We start from the raw sequence: 18,788 nt of genomic DNA, 5'->3' as shown, positions 1-18,788 counted from the left end.
AAGCGCATCTGCACTGCACCCGTATATCCTTTGGCAGTACAGATACGCACAAATACTCATACCTGCTCTCTGTAAAGCGGAGACTTTTCTTCCACTTTACTACTACATATACAACAGCTCAGGAATTACCGGATCCTCATCATAAACGCCTCGTACGGTCTTAAGTCCGCTTTGATTCCTGTTCTGTCCTTATAGTTTGCAATCTTAATATCCTCTTTATCGGACACATATTTCACAAGACCTTCTGTACTTACCGTATCCTCAGAAAGGTTTGCCACCACGATCCACTGCTCTTTGTCGGAGGTTCTTAAATATGCAAAGATCCTCTCATCTTCCGGAAGAAGGAGCTGATAGTCACCTTCTGTGAGAAGCTCTTCCTCATGACGAAGACAGATCAGATCCTTATAATAATAAAACACGGAATCATTTTTTTCCAGAGCTTTTTTTACATTGATCTCCTGGTAACGATCAGAAATGCGGAACCATGGCTTACCGGTCGTAAATCCTGCATTTTCGCTGTCATCCCACTGCATCGGAACCCTGGCATTGTCACGACTCTTGTTCCATACTGCCTTGCGAAAATCATCCTCAGAAATGGTTTTGTTCTTAACGACAAGATCCTGATATGCATTACGAACCTCGATATCCTCGTACTCCTCCAGCGGAAACTGCACGTTTGTCATACCGATCTCCTCTCCCTGATATACATAAGGAGTTCCCTGCATACCATGGAGAACGGTAGCATAAGCCTTTGCACATTCCTCGCGGTAAGTAGTATCATTTCCCCATCTGGAGATCACACGTGGCTGGTCATGATTTTCAAAATACAGAGCATTCCAGCCCTTGTTATAAAGCTTGTTCTGCCACTCACTCATAACACGTTTCAGATCACGGAGATCAAAAGGCTTCAATTCCCACTTGCGGTTTACAGAGCCCGGAATACGGTCGATGTTCATATGCTCAAATGTGAAGATCATATTCAGCTCCTCACGCTCCGGATCTGTAAACAGTCTTGCAACCTCCGGTGTGGAGCCCGGCGCCTCACCTACCGTCATACAGTCATATTTTGAAAGCACCTCCCGGTTCATCTCATGGATAAACTCATGAAGTCTTGGTCCGTTGCTGTGATATTTTCCTGTATAATACTTGCGGTCATCCGTTTTCGGGTAATCCGGGAAGGACTGATCCTTGGAGATAGACGCGATCACATCCATGCGCCATCCATCAGCACCTTTATCCATCCAGAACTTCATCAGATCATAGATTTCCTTACGGACAGTTTCATTTTCCCAGTTGAGATCCGGCTGCTTTCTGCTGTAGAAATGAAGGTAATACTGGCCACGCTCTTCGTCATATTCCCAGGCACTTCCGCAGAAGCTGGAACCCCAGTTGTTCGGCTCACTGCCGTCTGCTTTCGGATCCTTCCAGATATAATAATCACTGTATTTGCTGTCTTTTGACTTCCGGCTTTCCACAAACCATGCATGCTCATCGGAAGTATGGTTGACAACAAGATCCAGAACGATCTTGATACCATGCTCATGAGCTTTTTGGATCAGCTCATCCATGTCCTCGTTACTTCCGAAACCTGCGTAGATCTTCCGGTAATCACTGATATCGTAACCGTTGTCGTCCTGTGGGGAGTCAAAAACAGGACTAAGCCAGATCACATCGATCCCAAGGTTCTGAAGGTAGGGGAGCTTTTCAATAATACCCCTGAGATCGCCAAAGCCATCTCCGTTGGAGTCCTTAAAGCTTCTTGGATAAATCTGATATACAACGGAATTCTTCCACCAATCTTTCATTTCTTATGTCTCCTTTATTTTGCATTGAGCAGATATTTATAATCCGTATTTGCTGCTTATTTATATCCGGTCAGGTGTTCTTCAACTGCCCTTTTTGCGGTCAGTTATTTCGATATAACTTTTTTTAGGCTTTTTTATAGGCGGACCCTATACGGCCCGCCTTTTCATAATTCTGATCTTTATTCCTTATCCTTAAGGCTTATGCAATTCCAAGAAGAGAGAGAAGGATGCTCAGGATGATAACACCAATGATCAGAACTGTGATGCTGATATTTTTCTTTTTCAGCAGATAGTAGCACAGAAGAGTCAGTCCAAGAGGAACGATGCCGACAAAGATCTGGTCCAGCATGTTCTGGAGATTCAGAACAGATTCACCCTTCATGGTGAGTTCATAAGTGGAATTAAAGGTTACCATGCTGGCAGTCATGCCGCCGACCATGATCAGACCTACAATGCTGGCAGCCTTTGTCAGGATGTTCATAAGACCGCTTGCATAAACCTTCTGGATGTATTCGGAACCAAGCTTGTATCCCAGGAAGGTTCCGTAATATTTCACAAGAATAGACGGAATATTGAAAAGAAGCAGGAACACGATCGGTGCCAGAACGTTTCCGGATGCACCAAGACCTACTGCGATCCCGGCCGCGATCACACGGAGAACGCCCCAGAAAATGGAATCACCGATGCCGGCCAGAGGTCCCATCAGAGAGGATTTGACTGCATTGATAGAGCTTGCATCAAAATCCTTCTGCTCGCTGTTTTTCTTCTCCATGGAAGCTACAAGACCCATAATGAAAGTGGAACAGGTGATGGTTGTATTGAAATAGGACATACTTCTTGTGAGGGCTGCTTTTTTGCCCTCCTCATCATTTTTGTAAAATTTGTTGATAAACGGCATCAGGGAATAACAGAAACCGGAAGCTCCCTGTTTTGCCGGGCTTACTGCCGCATACAGAGTGAAGGAACGCCAGAACGCTTTTCTCAGCATTTTTCTTTCATCTGCAGGAATGGATTTCGTTAAATTACTCATGAGAAAAATTCCTCCTCTTCTTCATCAAGATATTCGTCAGAACCACCGGCTGGTGAAGCTGCCACTCTCTGTGCCGCAAGCTGGTTCAGCTTGTAATCGTTCATACCAATGGAAATGGCAATGATCACACCGATCACGGCAAGGGCGATCAGCGGAAGCTTTAAGTATGCTGCAAGAACAAAGCCCAGGAAATAAAACATACAGATCTTGTTGTCCCAGAGCATCTTCATCAGCATTGCCATACCTACTGCCGGAAGAAGTCCGCCGCAAACTGTCAGACCATTCATAACAACATCCGGGATGGCATCCAGAAGTGCGCTGACTGCGTCAGATCCGAACAGGATCCCGAAGAATGCAAACAGAGAATATAAAAACCAGTTTACAGCCCAGAGCCCATAGTGAAGAGCAACGATCTGTTTTTCTTTTCCTTCTGCTGCCAGGCGGTCAAAGGTTTTTGCAAACATACCTACAATAAAGATATAAAGAACTGTTTTGATCTGAAGACCAAGGATACCGATAGGAAGTGCCAGTGTCAGGGCAACCTCAGAGCCTTTGCCAAGCATGATGGCAAAAGCAGTTCCTACAGCTGTGGCGATTCCGGGCTCTGCCGCAGAAGCACCGCCGATATTTACAACTCCCATGAAAACAGCTTCCAATGAAGCTCCGATGATAACTCCTGTATGAAGATCTCCAAGCAACAGACCTACCAGCGGTCCGATGACGATCGGACGGTTCAGCATGGTAAATCCGATCAGCTCTGCACCGCCGACGCAGATAAATACGGCAAGTGCTACAAGAAATGCATTTAACATTTTTTCTTTCCTCCCTTTTTTGTGTTACGTCTTATTCATTCCGTGGACATTCATATTTCACGGTTTACATTCAGCACTGTTGCGCTCATTCTTTTTGATAGGTATCAGTTTAATTTGTCCAGTACATCCTTCACAAGCTTCTGCTCATCATTGGGTACCTGCTGCATACAGGCCTTCGGATCAAGAGCCACCAGCTCTTTCAGTGCCTGCTGTTCTGCTTTTGTCAGCATGATAGTCGGGGTCAGGACAAGCTTCTCGGAAACATCGATTCCATCAAAACGTCCCGTATTTCCTACATTGAGGAATCCGATCTCACCAACACTCTGTCTTATCTTCAGAGCATCCTTTACCGTTCTTGTCAGAACCAGAATACGCATCCTGGATGCCTTCGGATTGTTTAAAATACGAATGGCTTCATCCACCGGTTTGATCAGCGATTTGATTCCGCCCGGTACGGCCATTTTCAATGCCATCTTCTGGGTGTTATCGTTAGCTGCCTCGTCGTTAGCTACCACGATTCCCTGTACAGCCAGCTGTTTGGTCCAGGTCATGGCAACCTGTCCGTGGATCAGACGGTCATCTACACGAAGTGCGGTGATCTTTGCTGTGGAATTGTCATAGGACTGGGGAGCCAGAGCTTTTTTCGGTGCGGATTTTTTTGCATACGATGCAGCACCTTCTGAAATCTGCGCAGTATTTTCGATACCCTGTGCAGTATCTTCTTCAGCATTTTTTTCAGATGTGGATTTCTTTCCACCGCCAAGGTCTACCATCTGAAGCTCTTCTCTGGCATCATCGATGAACTCCTGGATCTCCTCCTCTGTCACATCGTCATCTGCCATCATGACCTGCATCAGGACCGGAAGGTTGGTTCCTGTAATCAGTGTGACATTTTCTTTCTGGCTGTATCTCAGAAGCTTCTGATTTACGCTTCCTCCCATCAGATCTGTGAAAACGAAAATCCTGTCGTTTTCATGCTGTGCGAAATATTCTTCAAACTTTTTCTCCACATTGTCTTCCGGTGTCACATAAGCATCAATGGTTGTGATCTCAGCCATTTTTCCAACGATCAGCTCTGCTGTATAACGAATGCCGGAGGCCATTTTTCCATGTGTGGCGATCAGAATCTGTTTCATCTGGTATTCACTCCTTCTGTACTCTTTCCCTTTGGTTATGTACCTAACCTTTATGTTCACACTATAGCATCAAAGTTAGGCTGTGTAAATAGGTTATGTACATAACCTATTATTACAACAAGTTCAAAATCATGGTTTTGTGCAGGTTTCACATAGAACAGCAAATGTTTATTATCCACATCTTCAGCACGAACCTACACAGGATAACTCTTTTACGATTTCAGGTAAATTTACAAAAAGCCGAAAATACTCTGACTGTCAGACACTGACAGTTCCCGTATATTTCGGCTTTTGATATCTTTATATCTCAGATTTTCTGTACTCTTTCTCTGTACTCTTACTATATTGAAAGTCCCGATTTTCTGTTTTTCACAGTTCTGCAGTGACTTCTCGTATCTACCCCCCTGATCAGATCAGGTACATTCTCTGCAGACTTACTTTTCCTCATGCTGCGGCTGTACAGATCTCCTGGGGATCAGCGTGACCGGAAGCATGATCTCATTTTCACGCTCTTTTTCCACTCCATTGATCCGTTCCATCAGAATTTCCACTGCAAGAGACGCCTTCTGCTCCACATTCTGACTGATAGTAGTCAGACGAGGCACGGAAAATTCCGCATAGCTGATGTTATCGTATCCTGCAATTCCGATTTCCTCCGGAATCTTTACTCCACGACTGCTGAAAAAGCTGATAGCCTCCAATGCATAGAGGTCCGACAGGAAAAACAGTGCGGCCTTTGGTTTTTTCCGCTGGAGCAGCCACGCATAGCTTTCTTTTCGTTTGGCGTAGTTCATTCCAAGAGCAGTAAACTGCACCTTCTGCTTTTTCTTTGCAAGATCCTTCGCCGCCCGCTGAGCGCCCATGTAACGAAGATGATCCACACCATTATCACGGCCTGCACAAACCTGGATATGCTCATAGCCGCATTCCAGAAGATATTTTGTCATAAGATAGCCGCCACTTTCGTCGTCCAGTCCGATATTCAGGACATGGTTTTCCTGGCCTGCATCAAGCTCACCATATGCATCAATAGAAACGATCGGTTTGTTGATCAGCTGATAGATTTTTTCGCAGTTGCTTTTGCTGAAGGAAATGGCAATAACACCATCTACATCCCAACCCATGACCATCTGGAATATCTTATCTGTATCCTTTGCGGAATACAGCATCAGATAATATCCCAGTTCCTGCACGTATTTCTCGATAAAACCGATGATCTTTCCATAAAAAGGATCTCCGATGATAGAATCCTTGAAGTCTTTATGATAATTGATCACAACTGCGATCAGCTGGGATTTTTCTTTATTCAGAACTCTCAGTCCCATTTTCTGGACATACCCCATCTCCCGGATAAGATTCTCGATCTTCTGAATATTGGCAGGAGATACTTTTTTTGTTTTTCCATGTATGACGTTGGAAACAGTTGTTGTACTCACGCCTGCTCTTTGCGCGATTTCCTTAATCGTTGCCATTATCTTTCCTCCAGAGATATTTCTGTGCGGAAGCCACTGCATTGGCTCCGTCTGAAACAGCAGTTACTATCTGGCGAAGTGCCTTGGTACGAATATCCCCCGCTGCAAAAACCCCAGGTGCGCTGGTAACACCCTCCTCTCCTGCACAGATATATCCATTTTCATCCAGCTTGAGCTGGTCCTTTACAAGTGTCGTATTAGGAACGATCCCCACAGCAATGAAAACACCTTCTGCGGTCAATTCCCTCTCTTCATTTGTTTTTATATTACGGATCTTAAGACCGGTCACTTCATCCTGTCCCAGAATCTCAAGGGGAACACTGTCCCACACCATTTCTATATTCTCACAGGCAAAGACTTTCTCCTGAAGTGCCTGATCTGCTCGAAGCGCATCACGGCGATGAACAAGATATACCCTTTCACAGAGGCCGGAAAGAAAAACTGCATCCTCTGCTGCCACGTTTCCTCCCCCCACTACCACTGCGGTCCGATCCTTATAAAAAGCTCCGTCACAGGTAGCGCAGTAGGAAACACCAAGGCCGCTCAGATCATCCTCTCCCGGGATATCCAGCTTCCGGTGCTCTGCCCCAAATGCAAGGATCAGGGCTTTCGCCTGATATTCATGCTTTTTTGTACGAATCGTCTTGATCTCTCCGGAAATATTTTCCAGGGAAAGAATCTTCTCTCGCTGCGGTTCCAATCCCAGCTTCCGGGCATGTGCCCCAAAGGCTTCTCCGAGATCCATGCCCGATATCCCCGGCATTCCCGGATAATTATCCACCGCATAGGTAGCTGTGACCTGACCGCCCGGTGCAAAGTTTTTATCGATCCATATGGTATTTAACCTGGCCCTGGACGCATAGATCGCTGCCGTGATCCCTGCCGGACCTCCGCCTAAAATTGCAAGATCATAAATATCACTCATGTTATTTCTCCATTTTTGTATATTTCCGCTCACATAATATCATAGATTCCGTAATTTTCCAATATGATAGAACAAAGCGCCACTCTGAAAGGACGTTACTGTTTGCTTCGAGACCATCAGCACTCTCCACATGGCATATGTCTGTAAACAGTAACGAAAGACTGTCGTATGTCTCTTAAAATCAGGAAAAATAAATCTCCTATTTTCATCACTCTGCTTCTTATCCTGGCACTTCTCACCGGCCTTACTGCCGGTTATTTTTCCGTTCACGGGATCACAGAAAACGGAAAATTCGAAGCCTTTTCCGGAAAAGTTTTTCAAAATGAAGTTTCCGGCAGCACCCTTACTCTCCATTATACCCTGGCACATCCGGAAAAACAGGGTATCCGGCGAAAAAAAGCTTCTCTTGGCACTGTCCCCACAGATATGAAAAATACATACCAGATCTGCAGCCAGTACGAAAAAAAGCTGAAATCCTTCCGCTACAGCCGCCTTTCCACGGAAAATCAGCTGACGCTGGACTCCATGCTCCTCTATTACCACACAGAAAAATCCCTGGGCGACAATTATCTGCTTCAGGAGCCTCTTGGCCCAAGTCTTGGTATTCAAGCTCAGCTTCCGGTTCTTCTGGCGGAATATGCCTTTTATGAAGATCGTGATATCACCGACTATCTCACTCTTCTTACCACCATCCGCCCATACTTTCGGAGCATCCTGGAATTTGAGAAAAAGAAATCCGAAGCTGGTTTTTTTATGAGTGACACCACACTGGACCGGATCCTGGCACAATGCAGTTCTTTTATCCAGAATCCCGACAACAATTATATGCTGGAAATTTTCCAGAAAAAGCTATCCGAATATGGAAAACTTCCTTCCTCAGAGCAGAACGCTCTGCTCCTGGCCCACCAAAATCTTATGAAAACAGAAGTCATCCCAGCCTATCAGGAACTTATGACCGGTCTGGAAGCTTTGCGTGGCACAGGAAAAAACACTCGTGGCCTGACTTATTTCAAGGGAGGAAAAGCCTACTATCTCTATCTTCTTCAGAGTCAGACCGGCTCTTACGTTCCTGTAAAGCAAATGGAAAAACGACTCTCCAGACAGCTTTCCGACGAGATCGGCATCGCAGGAACCATACTTCGACAAAACCCGGAGCTTCTGACTACTCTCAGCCGGGGAATCACTTTCAGAGAAATAAAGCCTGCCCAGATGCTGAATGCCTTGCAGCAGAAGATCCAAACAGACTTCCCACCTCTCACAGATGTCACCTTTGAGCTCCGCACAGTCCACGATTCCATGAAAGAATATCTAAGCCCCGCCTTTTATCTCACCCCACCTATGGATACCGGAACCCCCAATGTGATCTACATAAATCCGGCTGCCAGCTACCAGGGTCTGGAGCTTTTTACCACACTGGCACATGAAGGATTCCCGGGGCATCTTTACCAGACTGTCACCTTCCAACGCCAAAAATCCTCCAACATCCGAAATCTTCTCTGCACCTCCGGCTTTGCAGAAGGATGGGCCACCTACATCGAACCCTATGCCTACCAGTACGCCGCCGATTATATTCAGGATCCTTCTGCCACAGAGCTTGCCAGGATCTCCTGGCTGAACCGAAGCATCAATTTATGCATGTACTCCCTTCTGGACATTGAGATCCATTACAACGGCTGGACTCAGGCCGAAGCCGCCAGCTTTCTGAAAGCCTTTGGTATCGAAGACAGCGCCGTTGTCTCCGAGATCTACCAGTATATCCTGGAAACCCCAGGAAATTATCTGAAATACTACTGGGGCTACTTAAGCCTTCTGGACTTACGCACTTCCGAACAGAACCGCCTTGGCCAGGACTTTGATCTGAAAGCTTTCCACAGCCAGGTACTGAAGATCGGTGGTGTACAGTTCCCGGTGCTGGAGAAGTATATTGATGCGGAATTTTGAAACTGTTTTTTCACTCCAACCCAGCAAAAAACAGTTCATAAAAATCATCCTCACCCTCAAGCATCGGAGAATTCTCTCCGCCGCCATTGGTACTCCTCTTCATCGCTGCATAAAATTCCTCACCAGCTGCGATCAGATCCATCTCATAAACCGGAACCCCAAGCTCCCGGCACTTCTTACAGAAAGCAGCCAGCGGCGCTTTCTCCCTGCGGGTAGCAAGCAACATCTCCCGAAGCGCCGGGTCCCTGCGGGCCTTTTCCTTCAGATTATCAAGCATCTCCACAACTTCCATCAGACTCAATCCCCCTTCACACAGCTTCTGAACAGCACATCCAGTTCCGGAATCTCTTTTTTCAGAGAAACCAGCTCCCCATTCCTGGTAAAACAATGCTTCGAGGAAGCCTCTGTACAAACCTCACTTCTGGTCACATTAAAAAACTCATAAGCCAGCTCCAGAACCACACCACTGTACTTCTTCACCGAAACTGAAATCTCCACTACATCATCAAAAAGCACCGGCTTCTTATAAGAAACTGAAACCTCTGCAACCGGAGAAACAATCCCCCGCTTCTCCACCTCACCATAACCAAAGCCCAACTCCTTCATGAAATCGATCCGGGCCTCTTCCATCCATTTCACATAATTGGAATGATGGATGATCCCCATCTGATCTGTCTCATGATACTGTGCCTTACGCCTGTAAACACCCATGTTTATATCCTCTCTTCTGTAAAAATCTGACATTTGTCACCAGTAACAAAATATCCTCTTTATTTCTCACAAACCATACTCTTTATACAACTCCCTGCAAGCCTCCGCACTGTCTATGATTTTCCCAATCTCATCCATTCGACCATCCGCGATCAAACGATTGATCATGTAATCTGATATCCTTACAATTAATCTAGTGGATCTCACACGACTAAAGTCACATGCTCCTCAGTCGCTTTAAGCGACAAGGCTAAATATCGGCGGATACGCCTGTAGCTTAGGATATGCACAGTCATGCGCTTTTTCCATGCCAGATATGGCAAGTTCCCACACTGCAGGTAATCCGCTGTATATCTGCCTGTGTTTATGCTACTCTTAAGAGTTCCATTTCTGAAAATAGTTCTCTTAAGTCCGCATATACACATGAGATCCTACGCTTTACTGAAGGGACTTTTGCCTCCAGCAAAGACCTTTCCGTTGCCGGAAGGGGTTTTAAGAGTTCCCGGATAAAATATCTTGCTCCAATATTATAAGACGCCGAAAGATCACAGTTATATCTTTTTCCATTCTGGAATGTACATAAACTGTGATTGCCCGGATCACGGACAACTGTTCCTGACCCATCATAGGCAAGCCTGCTGGTATTCCACGCACAGATCCTGGATATCCGCATCCCTCTACGATGCGCCTGATGTTCACATCTTTTCTGGATATCCCTTTTTCTCCACAGATGCAGCTTCTGTTTCTTTCTTCCGGATATCTTTCCTTTTGTTTCCAGATACTCAAACACGATCACATCCGCATGGTTTTCTTCCGCATATCCTGTGACTGCTCCGGCGATCTTTCTTCCGAGTTCTGTGTTAAGACGCTTCGCATAAGCCCATCTGCTTTTCACCTGTGCAGAGCCATGCTCCCGTTGGAACCTGCTTATCCGTCCCAGCACACGGTACATCCGGTCTTTTTCACTGGAAAGATTGATAAACTTTCTTCCCAGGACAGTTCCATCTGACCGCATAATGGTACAGACTGCATCCGTATTGAGCCCTAAATCCACACTGCAGATGATCTGTTCTTTTGCAGGTGCCTTTGTAAGCTGCACCTCTTCTGTATAAGAAAAACGCAGTAAATATTTACGATGCCTTTTTTCCAGCACGGGAGCTGCAGCTTTTTTTCCTGCCCAGTTCTTTCTGAGATATTCCATATCTGTATGGCTGAAGCTGACCCGGAACCATTTCCAGTCATGACCGTCAAAAAGTTTCAAGTACGCTCTATCTTTTTCTTCTGTATCCTCACGGTACATCACATCACGATAAAATACCGGCATAGCATGATCACCACACCCCAGCTTCGGCCTGCCGCCTTTCTGATCCGTTTTTTCCCACAGTTCCAGCCTTGTCTTATATGATGATACGCTTCCCAGGGCATGCTGGATAGCTGCCCTTCTGAGATAAGAAGGCATCTTTGGAAAACGAAGGTCAAAAGCAAACTTTGCCTGGTTCTTTTTAGTGGTATGCACCAGATGTTCTGCCGTATTGAAACGTTTTTTAGGTTCCGTGATCACTGCCAGTTCATCCCATATCTGCGCATAGATCTCCGTCAGGCAGCTGACCGCAGTGCGATAAATATCCAGTGTCTGGCGGATCGGAATATTCTGTTTTCGCAATCCTACGCCATAACTGGATACTGTCCTCATCTTTTCTCCTCTTTCTTACAAATATAAAAACGTGTTCATTCAGATTACTGTTTTTCTTTTTGCCCTTCGATGTAAGAACATACCTGTTCCCTGCTCCTGTCACTTACCGTCACTGCACAATAAGATGGATTCCACAGATGCCCTCCCCAAAGCTCCTTCTTCAGTTCTGGATGCACAAGAAACATCTGCCTGGCAATGTTCCCCTTCATGATCTTGATCATATCCGAGATATAAAACTGTGGTCTGCAATCTACAAGCAGATGGATATGATCCGGCATAACCTCCATTGCCAGAATCTGAAATTTATATTCTTCTGCAAGGTCACAGAGCATTTCTTTGCATTCTGCATCAATACCATCTTTTAAAACTTTTTTCCGATATTTTGTACACCATACCAGATGGTACTGCAGGGAATACACATATCCTCTACCATATGAAAGTTCATTGTTATTGATATTAAACATATTTTTATCCATGTTTTTATTATACCATATGCAAATAGAATTTACAAACATTTGTTCTGCTTATTCTCAAAAAATAGTGCGCCTAACTCATCACTGAAGTAACGAGAATGCGACGCACAGGTTTTCAATAATCTTCGTAGTTTCTCAGAATCCTCACCTATTATATGCGCCGACTCCTCGTATCTCATTACATAAAACGGAAGTAACATCAGTAAATTCTTCTCAAAAATGCTATCCTTTGTATAACGCTCCACCTTTACCGTCGGAACACGATATACACACACCTGCCCATCCGGAAGCAGCAGCTCCACTTCCTCAACATCCGGCGTATTCTTCGTAGATCTTAAATAAATTACACATGATCTCGGAAACTCCACATAAAACTTCCGTCCTACTCTCCGCCTACTCTCCAAAGCAATCGCAAAATCATACTCAAACATTCGGATCGCCATCGTAGTATCATCCGTACTCTGACACTCAATATGATACACCTTATCCCCGATCAAAAGCTTGGCATCCGTGATCAGTTCCCCGTCCTCCAGCTGATGCTCATTCCGAAGATGCACGATCTTCACATCCTTCGGATATGAGGTATGAAACACCTCGTTGATAAGCGGAACGAGCAGGTAAGTCATCTTCTCCACCATTGTCCGGAAAACATCGTCAAATATAGTATTGTTATTCATTAACACTCCTACTGATATATAAATTATACCATACAAAGAAAACATAAAAACCCCATAAAACGGATTTTCAGAACCTTCACAGTAACAAAAAAATGGAAAACGCTTCAGAACCCGAAGCTCCAAGAATGTCCATACAGACAAAAGATCTTATAAGATATACCAACCATACCATACACCAGAGAAAAAATCACGCAAAACCCATCCAAAAATTCCACCACAATTCGACACACTCCCAGTCGACAACGAAGCGCCTCGACACACTCCCAGCCGACAGCGAAGCGCCTCGGCCCACCCCCTTCCCATCAAACCACAAGGAAACTCAGCCTTTCCTCCACGCCGTCCAGCGCAGCGCTGACGGCTCATCCAACTCCCGCCCAGCCACCCTATCCCTACCGCCTTGAACCTCACAGCCCGAGCCGGGGATGCTGTCTGGTCTGCCTCTGCAGGAGGGGAGCTGATTCTTGGCTGGCGGAAATCTGCGTTGTTTTTCAAAAGTCCGCTGTCTGAGCGGCTGCAAGACGCGAGTTCGGACTTTTGGAAAACGCTTTTAGCAGATTCCCGGCAGCCTAGAAGCCAGCCCCCGACGAAGCCGCAGACCAGACAGCATCCCCGACTCGGGCGTACGTTCACCCCCACCACCCTCTTCCCACAAAAATAAAAATCTGCTATAATACAACCACACAACAAAAATCAAAAATAACAAAGCGAACAATCACCAATCAATCGCATTCAAAATCCAAAGAAAGACAAGGTAAAACATAAATGAAATTTCCACCCAACATCAAAATCCCCGACTCCCTCAAAGGAGTCTTCAAAAAAAGCTCCACCCCGGATTCCCTCAGAAAACCCCGGCGCAACCCCAAGGACAACATCCCCCTTAACTTCCGCGAACGCAGCAATGCCCGTGTAAGTCTTATGGCATCCGTCATCGTCCTTGCGATCCTGGTCCTCTTCTTCAATCAACTGGACTACCGCCTCATCCGCAAACCAGCCATAGACGCCCAGAAAAAAGCCGCGGCAGTCAAAGCCAAGGCCGATCAGGAAGCAGCCGACACCACTGCCGAAACTACCACTGCCTCCGTCATCGCAGTAGGCGACAACCTCTATCACCAGAGTCTCATCGACGCAGGAGCATCCTCTGACGGCAACTGGAACTACGACAAGATCTACACCCACATCCAGGACGCCATCAAGGACGCAGACATCAAAATGATCGATCAGGAAACCGTCTTCACAACCGACCATGACAGCGTAAGCTCCTACCCATCCTTTGCAACACCCACAGAAGTAGGAGACGCCATTATAAAAGCAGGATTCAACGTAGTAGAATCTGCCAACAACCACATCGATGACTTCGGAGAAGGCTTCCTCACAGACACACTGAACTTCTGGAAAACCAAATATCCGGATGTCACACTTCTGGGGATCCACGACTCCCAGGAAGATGCCGACACCGTCAAGATCCGTGAAGTAAACGGTATCAAGATCGCATTTCTGGATTACACCTACGGCACAAACGTAGGCGGCATTGAAGGAAAAGACTACATGATCGACATGATCCGCAAAGACAAGATCACAGCCATGATCCAGAAAGCAAAACAGCAGGCCGACTGCATCATCTTTGTAGCACACTGGGGTACCGAAGACGAAACCATGCCAAACGAATACGAAAAACAGTGGGCAGCCTACCTTATGGAGCAGGGCGTAAATGTCATCATCGGCGGACATCCACATGTACTCCAGCCATATGGCCGCCTTACTGATGACAAAGGCAATGAAACTGTAGTCTTCTACTCTCTGGGAAATTTCGTATCCACCCAGCAGAAGCTGGAAGAACTTCTCGGCGGAATGGCAAAATTCACCATTCAGAAAACCGTACAGGACGGCAAGACCTCAATTGAGATCCTGACCCCTACAGTGGAACCTCTGGTCATGCATTACAACAGCGATGCCGGTGAATTCGGACCATATATGCTTTCCGATTACACAGAAGAACTTGCATCTCAGAACGGTGTACAGTCATACATTGGTTCCGGTGTATTCACTCTTGACAACCTGAAAAAGAAGTTCAACGAGATCATGTCCATGAATGTCACTCCATCCACAGGGACCAACCTCCTGGATGTGACTATTGACACAGACCTGAACATGATCGATGCATCCGGAAATGTCGTAGAAGATACCGACTCCATCACAGCAGAAAAATATTACGCAGATAAAGGCATTGACATCACTTCCGAAGACTTTAACTCTGCTGATAATAACTCAGGCAGCACAGACGACTCCTCGGATGACGGTTCCTACGACGACAGTTATTCTGACGACGATTCCTACGATGATGGTTCCTACGACGATAGTTCCTACGACGATGGTTCCTACGACGACGGTTCCTACGACGACGGTTCCTACGATGATGGTTCCTACGATGATAGCGAAGAATAGCGATAACTCGTAACCAGTTTATACCCCGATCCATAAAATACCGGAGATCCGGCACCTCTGAAGCCAACACTTCAAAGGTACACAGATCTCCGGTATTTTTATTTTATCTTTTATATTTTCTTTCAAAGATTTCGCTATACAGAATATCAGTATGTAAATATACCAACTCCATAAGCTTCCAACGGATATGCAAAAGAAAATTCCCGGTTGTCACAATTTTTCTTTTCGGCTTTAAATACCTTGCCCTTCGGAAGAAGCCCCTGCTCATCCATGATCAGCTTGTACTGTTTTTTCTTCGGAACGCCTACACGGTAATCCGGACGTGCTACCGGTGTAAAGTTGCATACTATCAGGATATTATTACGTCTTGTAGGAGATTTTCTCACAAAGCTGAAGATACTTCTGTCGCCATCGTTGGCATTGATCCACTCAAATGCAGATGGATCATTATCTGCACCGTAAAGTGCCGGATATTTGCGGTAGATATGCAGAAGATCACTGACATACTGCTGCAGCTTCTGATGATTTTCCTCGCCAAGAAGATACCAGTCAAGCTCTCTGGCCTCACTCCACTCACGCAGCTGTCCGAAATCCTGTCCCATAAACAGAAGCTTCTTACCCGGATGCCCGAACATAAAAGTATATCCGGCCTTCAGGTTCTTGAATTTATCATCCAGCTCTCCTGGCATCTTCTCCAGCATAGAACACTTCAGATGTACTACCTCATCATGAGACAGAACCAGAACATATTTCTCACTGTATGCATAAGTCATAGAAAATGTCATCTTATTATGATTAAATTTACGGAAATATGGATCTAGCTTCATGTATTCCAGGAAGTCGTTCATCCAGCCCATATTCCACTTCAGAGAGAATCCAAGCCCGTCGTCTTCTGCCTTACCTGTTACCATCGGCCATGCGGTAGATTCCTCTGCGATCATGACAGTTCCATGATTTCTTCCGAGAACAACGGTATTCAGATGCTTAAAAAATTCAATAGCCTCCAGATTCTTGTTTCCGCCGTATTTATTGGCGATCCACTCACCGTCTTTCTTACCGTAATCCAGGTAGAGCATGGATGCAACCGCATCTACACGAAGACCATCAACGTGGCATTCCTCTACCCAGTAAAGAGCGTTTGCGATCAGGAAATTCTTCACCTCCGGACGTCCGTAATTGTAGATCTTGGTTCCCCAATCCGGATGCTCACCCTGTCTCGGATCTGCATGCTCATATACAGCAGTTCCGTCAAAGTTAACCAGTCCGTGTGCATCCTTCGGAAAATGTGCCGGTACCCAGTCAAGAATGATACCGATTTTCTGACGGTGAAGATAATCCACCAGATATTTGAAATCCTGCGGTGTTCCGTAGCGGGAAGTCGGTGCGTAATAGCCGGTTACCTGATAGCCCCAGGAACCGTCAAAAGGATGCTCTGCGATACCCATAAGCTCCACATGGGTGTATCCCATTTTTTTGACATACTGTGCAAGCTTCGGCGCCAGTTCTCTGTAGGAATAGAAACCATCCTCATCCTCTGCTGTCTGCGGATGCTTCATCCAGGAACCCGGATGCACCTCATAGATAGACATGGCACTTGTGTCCGGATCAAAGTTCTCGCGATTTTTCATCCAGGTATCATCTTTCCATTTATAGTTGGTGATATCTGTAATACGAGAGGCTGTTCCGGGACGCATTTCAGCGGCATTGGCATATGGATCTGCCTTGTAAAGCTCCTCACCATGTGCACCTGTAATGTAAAATTTATACAGCTGTCCGATCTTCGCTCCCGGTACAAATGTCTCATAAACGCCAATGGGTCCAACTTTTTTCATGGGATTCTTCTCCGTATCCCATTCGTTGAATTCACCTATAACAGAAACCGCCTGTGCATTAGGTGCCCACACTGCAAAATAAACCCCTTTTTTCCGGTTCTGCGTGTCCGGATGTGCTCCCAGCTTCCTGTAAATATCATAATTCGTGCCCTGACCAAACAGATACTGGTCAAGCTCCGTAAATTGTAATTTCTTTCCCATTTTCAGGTACCTCCCTTTATAGTTCTGCCACCGTCCATTCCCCAATTTTAAGTGGAGTTTTTATTCTATAATTATACCAATCCCCATATTTTCAGTCAAGGAAAAACCCTCTCCGGCTAATATGTGTCTATTATCCGACAGTGTCAGATAAAGTCAAAAAAGAGACCTGAATGACGCACATTTTGTCATTCAGGTCTCTCCTGTCATTTTTTAATATTCTTCGCTTCCATCGTCATAAGATTCGTCGTAGGAACCATCATCATAGCTTCCATCATCGGAAGATCCATCCGAATAATCACTTTCGTCAGAACCATCGGAATAGTCCCCTTCATCGGAAGATCCGTCACTGACATCAGATCCGTCAGAAGAATCACTTCCATCGGAGCCATCCTCAGAGGAATCCTCTGAATCGCTGGAATTTCCTGCATATCCAGCAACACGACCAGCCTGAAGAGAGCTGTCCCAGAAGTCAGAATAGGAAGCACTCTGTAACGTAACATCCTTCGCTTCTGCAAGCTCGCTGACTGTTACAAGCTTATATCCCTGGTCGATCAGTGCCGGGATCAGCTTCTCTGTGGCACACTTCACAGATGGTTCATGAATATCATGCATCAGGATGATAGAACCATCTCCCAAGGAAGAATCATTCATGATCTGATTATAATCTGCATCCGCATCCATCAGCTTCCAGTCCAGAGAATCCGTAGACCACATGAAGAAAGGCTTGCCAACTGCACTCATCTGCTCATCTGTGATCGCGCCATACGGTGCACGACATACCGTTGATGCCTGCCCACAGGCTTTTACCAGTGCATCATCCGTCTTCTGGAACTCCTGCATAACAGAATCCAGATCCATATTCGGCAGCGTCTGTTCCGGATGATCCCAAGTATGGTTACCGATCTCGCAGCCAAGCTTTACCATTCGCTGTATGGTAGATTCACGGCCCTCCACATTCTGTCCCAGCATAAAGAACGTAACATGGATATTGTATTTCTCAACAGTATCAAGAAGTGTCTCTGTATACTCTCCAGGACCATCATCAAAGGTCAGAGCGATCATCGGGCGCTTCTTGGAAGGATCATAAGAGCCATCCTCATTAAAATAATAGTCCTTCACACCTTTCTCCACCCATCCGGTCTGCATGTATCCCTTTTTATCAAAGCTGTATGTTGTTCCGTCAATATCCGCAAAACCATTTACATAATATGTACCATCTGGATTCTGATACCACTTTCCTGTAGAATCCTCATGCCATCCCGGAGTCATAACAGAAAGCCTTTCGCCTGCTGCACTGCCCTTTACCGGCATCACCGTTGCATCCGTACCGGAATCCGCGCTGTCTGTATCCGAAGCAGCCGTATCCGTCGATGCCGTACCGTCCTTCGTACTGCTGTCTGTGGAAACTCCGGCGGTATTTGCCTGGACATTTACTGTCTCCGCATCCTTATTGCTTCCGCCGCCTGCATGGTTGACGATGGGAAGAATTACCCCTCGAACAACAAAAACCAGCAGAAGAATCGCCGCAACTACACAGGTTATCCGCTTCATCATCCGCCGCCGTCTTAACTGCTGCTGTTTTCTGCGCATCCTCTCACGCAAAACTCTTTTGTCCATTTTTTACATCCCCGTTTATAT

The 18,788-nt window shown here is 45.9% G+C and carries 15 protein-coding genes; 2 read left to right on the top strand and 13 right to left on the bottom strand.

The window, feature by feature from the left end:
- Nucleotides 1–125: 125 nt before the first annotated feature.
- The 6 genes from CCC70_RS00825 to trxB all read right to left on the bottom strand — a co-directional run bounded on the left by CCC70_RS00825 (nt 126) and on the right by trxB (nt 7,180).
- On the bottom strand, nt 126–1,805 hold the full coding sequence (locus tag CCC70_RS00825; protein ID WP_118752337.1) for a glycoside hydrolase family 13 protein: 1,680 nt from the start codon (nt 1,803–1,805) through the stop codon (nt 126–128).
- A 199-nt stretch (nt 1,806–2,004) separates the two neighbouring features.
- A complete protein-coding gene (locus CCC70_RS00820) occupies nt 2,005–2,835 on the bottom strand; it encodes a PTS system mannose/fructose/sorbose family transporter subunit IID (protein WP_118062548.1) in 831 nt (276 codons plus the stop codon).
- Nucleotides 2,832–3,647 carry a PTS mannose/fructose/sorbose/N-acetylgalactosamine transporter subunit IIC gene (locus tag CCC70_RS00815; RefSeq protein WP_118062547.1) on the bottom strand — a complete coding sequence of 272 codons (816 nt, stop codon included), beginning with the start codon at nt 3,645–3,647 and terminating at the stop codon, nt 2,832–2,834. The genes CCC70_RS00820 and CCC70_RS00815 overlap by 4 nt, the downstream gene beginning before the upstream one ends.
- A gap of 104 nt (nt 3,648–3,751) precedes the next feature.
- The gene (locus tag CCC70_RS00810) at nt 3,752–4,783 is read right to left on the bottom strand and encodes a PTS mannose/fructose/sorbose transporter subunit IIAB (RefSeq protein WP_287084088.1); all 1,032 of its coding nucleotides are present in this window, start codon (nt 4,781–4,783) and stop codon (nt 3,752–3,754) included.
- A 434-nt stretch (nt 4,784–5,217) separates the two neighbouring features.
- On the bottom strand, nt 5,218–6,255 hold the full coding sequence (locus tag CCC70_RS00805; protein ID WP_270427410.1) for a LacI family DNA-binding transcriptional regulator: 1,038 nt from the start codon (nt 6,253–6,255) through the stop codon (nt 5,218–5,220).
- On the bottom strand, nt 6,242–7,180 hold the full coding sequence (gene trxB, locus CCC70_RS00800) for a thioredoxin-disulfide reductase (RefSeq protein ID WP_114001924.1): 939 nt from the start codon (nt 7,178–7,180) through the stop codon (nt 6,242–6,244). Before trxB ends, CCC70_RS00805 begins: the two co-directional genes overlap by 14 nt.
- A gap of 168 nt (nt 7,181–7,348) precedes the next feature.
- Between trxB and CCC70_RS00795 the strand changes: the two genes are divergently transcribed.
- Nucleotides 7,349–9,121 (top strand): DUF885 domain-containing protein, encoded by a 1,773-nt coding sequence (locus tag CCC70_RS00795; RefSeq protein ID WP_270427408.1) that lies wholly within the window; start codon nt 7,349–7,351, stop codon nt 9,119–9,121.
- 10 nt (nt 9,122–9,131) lie between these two features.
- Here CCC70_RS00795 and CCC70_RS00790 read toward each other — a convergent pair whose 3' ends face one another.
- From CCC70_RS00790 to CCC70_RS00770, 5 genes are all read right to left on the bottom strand, one after another.
- A complete protein-coding gene (locus CCC70_RS00790) occupies nt 9,132–9,413 on the bottom strand; it encodes a hypothetical protein (protein ID WP_021651190.1) in 282 nt (93 codons plus the stop codon).
- A 5-nt stretch (nt 9,414–9,418) separates the two neighbouring features.
- Nucleotides 9,419–9,832 carry an acyl-CoA thioesterase gene (locus CCC70_RS00785; RefSeq protein WP_270427407.1) on the bottom strand — a complete coding sequence of 138 codons (414 nt, stop codon included), beginning with the start codon at nt 9,830–9,832 and terminating at the stop codon, nt 9,419–9,421.
- A 364-nt stretch (nt 9,833–10,196) separates the two neighbouring features.
- Complete coding sequence (locus CCC70_RS00780; protein WP_118625136.1) at nt 10,197–11,525, bottom strand: IS200/IS605 family element transposase accessory protein TnpB; 1,329 nt, start codon at nt 11,523–11,525, stop codon at nt 10,197–10,199.
- Between the two features lie 44 nt (nt 11,526–11,569).
- Nucleotides 11,570–12,001 carry an IS200/IS605 family transposase gene (gene tnpA, locus CCC70_RS00775; RefSeq protein WP_118625308.1) on the bottom strand — a complete coding sequence of 144 codons (432 nt, stop codon included), beginning with the start codon at nt 11,999–12,001 and terminating at the stop codon, nt 11,570–11,572.
- 29 nt (nt 12,002–12,030) lie between these two features.
- Nucleotides 12,031–12,675, bottom strand: a complete 645-nt coding sequence (locus tag CCC70_RS00770; protein WP_118625134.1) for a hypothetical protein — start codon at nt 12,673–12,675, stop codon at nt 12,031–12,033.
- A 762-nt stretch (nt 12,676–13,437) separates the two neighbouring features.
- Here CCC70_RS00770 and CCC70_RS00765 point away from each other — a divergent pair.
- Nucleotides 13,438–15,117 (top strand): CapA family protein, encoded by a 1,680-nt coding sequence (locus CCC70_RS00765; RefSeq protein WP_330577114.1) that lies wholly within the window; start codon nt 13,438–13,440, stop codon nt 15,115–15,117.
- A gap of 146 nt (nt 15,118–15,263) precedes the next feature.
- On the opposite strand, the gene glgB is transcribed toward CCC70_RS00765, so the two are convergent.
- Nucleotides 15,264–17,150 (bottom strand): 1,4-alpha-glucan branching protein GlgB, encoded by a 1,887-nt coding sequence (gene glgB / locus CCC70_RS00760; protein WP_021653063.1) that lies wholly within the window; start codon nt 17,148–17,150, stop codon nt 15,264–15,266.
- Between the two features lie 210 nt (nt 17,151–17,360).
- Nucleotides 17,361–18,767 (bottom strand): polysaccharide deacetylase family protein, encoded by a 1,407-nt coding sequence (locus CCC70_RS00755; protein WP_118607951.1) that lies wholly within the window; start codon nt 18,765–18,767, stop codon nt 17,361–17,363.
- Between the last annotated feature and the right edge of the window lie 21 nt (nt 18,768–18,788).

Source organism: Blautia sp. LMAG:89 (assembly GCF_008679485.1).
Taxonomy (GTDB): Bacteria; Bacillota; Clostridia; order Lachnospirales; family Lachnospiraceae; genus Blautia_A; species Blautia_A fusiformis.
This window is presented reverse-complemented; position numbering and strand designations above follow the sequence as displayed.